Source organism: Aeromonas sobria, from assembly GCF_000820145.1.
GTDB lineage: Bacteria > Pseudomonadota > Gammaproteobacteria > Enterobacterales > Aeromonadaceae > Aeromonas > Aeromonas sobria.
In genome coordinates, this window is the sequence record NZ_CDBW01000017.1 from 340,432 (window position 1) to 343,211 (window position 2,780).

Here is a 2,780-nt window from a genome sequence, read left to right on the forward strand (position 1 = left end):
GCGTTGGCGCAGGGTAAGTTGTGGAAACAGAGATAACAGGTGTTGAAAGGCTGGGGTATCCATGATGGTAGACCTCAAGGTGATGGCCTACTTCAAGCTTAGCCTTTCAACACATAATTGGGACAGAGCCTTTTAAATCCTATCTGCAAGCGCGTATCCAGGCAGCGAAGCCACACTGGATCCCGGCGACGGTTCTGCTCAGGGAACTGCGAGAGCATGGTTACACTGGCGGGCTCTCCCAGCTCAAGGCCTGGTTATCGCCTCTGCGCCATGACGCCTCTGGCACCATCGTCCGTTTTGAAACGGCCCCCGGTAAACAGATGCAGGTCGATTTCACCATTATCCGCCGCGGCAATCGGCCTCTAAAGGCCTTTGTTGCTACCCTGGGATTTAGCCGCGCCAGCTATGTCCGTTTCTTCGATCACGAACGTAATGATGCCTGGTTGACCGGACTGCGTGAGGCTTGTCATTTCTTCGGTGGGGTCCCGCAGGAGGTGCTATTTGATAATGCCAGCACCATCATCCGCGAGCGGGATGCCTATGGTGAAGGTGACCATCGTTGGCCCCCGGCCCTGCTCGCCTTGGCCGAAGAGTACGGTTTTTGCCCCCGCGTCTGCCGTCCCTACCGGGCCCAGACCAAAGGCAAGGTCGAGCGCTTCAACGGCTACCTCAAGCGCAGTTTTGTCACACCACTGGCAGCCACCCTCAAGCAGGCACGACTGGCGCTAGATGTGTCAACCGCCAATGCCCATATCGGCCCCTGGTTGCAAGACATCGCCAACCAGCGTAGCCATGGCACTATCGGTGAAATCCCGGCTATCCGATTGCAACAAGAGCTGCCTCATTTTCTACCCCTGCCACAGGCGCTACCCGTTAGTCCCGGCACCACGGCCACTGCGCGCCCCATGCCGCTGGAGAGCTTGCAGCATCCGCTATCGGTATACCAAGACCTGCTGGAGGTGAACGTATGAACTTGCAGCATGAACGCCTGATGGCCCTGAGTCAGGCGCTGCGCTTGGAAGGGATTGCTGCCCAGTGGTCAGCACTAGCTCAGAAGGCGGCCAACGAGGAGGCGAGCTTCGCCGATTATCTGGAGTGGTTGCTGCACGCAGAGCAGACCTTGAGGGCCGAGCGCACCCGCCAGACCTTGCTCAAACTGGCCACTTTACCCGTGGTCAAAACGCTAGAGCAGTACGACTTCGGCTTTGCCAGTGGCGCACCTCGCAGCCAGTTGCAGGAATTGGCCAGTCTGGCCTTTATCGAGCGTAGCGAAAACATAGTGCTGCTGGGCCCAAGCGGAGTGGGCAAGACGCATCTTGCCATCGCACTGGCCTATCGGGCTCTGATGGCTGGCATCAAGACCAGATTTATCAGCGCAGCAGACCTGATGTTGCAGCTTCAAGCAGCTCAACGACAGGAGCGGCTTAATGCCTACTTCAGCCGTGTCGTGATGGGGCCGCGTTTACTGGTGATCGATGAGATAGGCTACTTGCCGTTTGGGCGTGAGGAAGCAAACCTGTTTTTCAATGTGATCGCCAAACGTTATGAGAAAGGGAGCCTGATCTTGACGAGCAATCTGCCCTTTAGCCAGTGGGCCAGCACCTTTGCCGATGATCAGACACTGACGGCAGCTATGCTCGATAGACTGTTACATCATGCACACATCGTTCAGATCAGCGGTGAAAGCTATCGTTTGAAAGAGAAACGCAAAGCGGGGGCCACACCCAAAACCAATTAACCCCATGTCCGGGTGGATCACTTTTCAATCGGCGAAATTAGCCAGAGTGGATCAGTTTTCGGTCGGCGTTGACAGGAAGGGCGTTTGACATCAAACCAGCGCTTGGCGACAGCCTCAAAAGTATGCTCGCTCAGCGATAACGCGGTGGGAACCTGCTCATCACGATGGTGTTGGGGATCGATGTTTTGTTGCAGCAACGTTTTAGCTTCGGAGCGCTTCTCTCTCGCGTCAGCCAACGACATCTCCGGCCAAGAGCCGAAGTTGATCATATTTCGTTGCTTAGTGAGAGGGCGGTAGTAGCGCAGGCGCCACAACTTGGAACCATTGGGCTGGATGGCAACGCATCCCATTGGACAGCGTAAGACAACAAAAAAACCGCAAAGCCTTACGCGGTGCGGGTTTCTTGGACTTCGTTGGTCACTATTGGACCGGTATTTGGTGCTGGGGGAGTCTGAATCACACTCTCAATGTATTGATTAAAAACAACTTGTTGTGATGATGTATCTGGTTGGTGTTACCGGCGAACAAGTCACCCCCCAAATTCGTGGCATTGAAATGGCTGGTGTTTAGCTGTCACCGGTAAGAGGGGAGGGGGGGGATGCGGGTTCAAATCCCTATGGTCACCTTTGTGCTCACCGAGTTGTTGTCCGTTTTTCATTGTCGGGCACAAGACTGTGCAGTCTGCCCGTGCGCAGTTTTGTGAGGAGTGCGCAGAAAATTGCGCAGTTATTGGGGTAAATTGCGCAGTTTCCCAAAGGCACTATTCCTCTCTAAGCCTTACGGTATAAGGCTTTAACACAAATTGCGCACTCCATTTTTGCGCATACCGTTGCGTTTCGTTTTTGCGCACTCAGCAATTGCACAGTTTGGGGAGAAGTGCGCAGTTCCATCTCGGCCCTTCCTATCAGGCTAGAATCCCCTCTAGCCCTTTCCACACACACCTTGGGCATTTCTGCGCAGTCCCCTGTGCGCAAAGGGATGACTCAGAGTACGCCAATTCTGTGGGCCAATCTCATCACTGAGTGTTGCGACCAACAAGATG

2 protein-coding genes and 1 pseudogene are annotated in these 2,780 nt (G+C 54.7%); 2 read left to right on the top strand and 1 reads right to left on the bottom strand.

Annotation, left to right across the window (positions count from 1 at the left end; translation table 11 throughout):
• Positions 1 to 125: 125 nt before the first annotated feature.
• Positions 126 to 971: pseudogene (istA, locus tag BN1135_RS10150) on the top strand (IS21 family transposase); the annotation flags it as partial.
• Positions 968 to 1,738 (top strand): IS21-like element ISAeme17 family helper ATPase IstB, encoded by a 771-nt coding sequence (istB, locus tag BN1135_RS10155; protein WP_042020762.1) that lies wholly within the window; start codon positions 968 to 970, stop codon positions 1,736 to 1,738. The pseudogene istA and the gene istB, both read left to right, overlap by 4 nt.
• A 17-nt stretch (positions 1,739 to 1,755) precedes the next feature.
• Here istB and BN1135_RS10160 read toward each other — a convergent pair whose 3' ends face one another.
• Positions 1,756 to 2,088, bottom strand: coding sequence for an integrase arm-type DNA-binding domain-containing protein (locus BN1135_RS10160; RefSeq protein ID WP_223290116.1), 333 nt, complete (start codon positions 2,086 to 2,088; stop codon positions 1,756 to 1,758).
• Positions 2,089 to 2,780 lie beyond the last annotated feature (692 nt).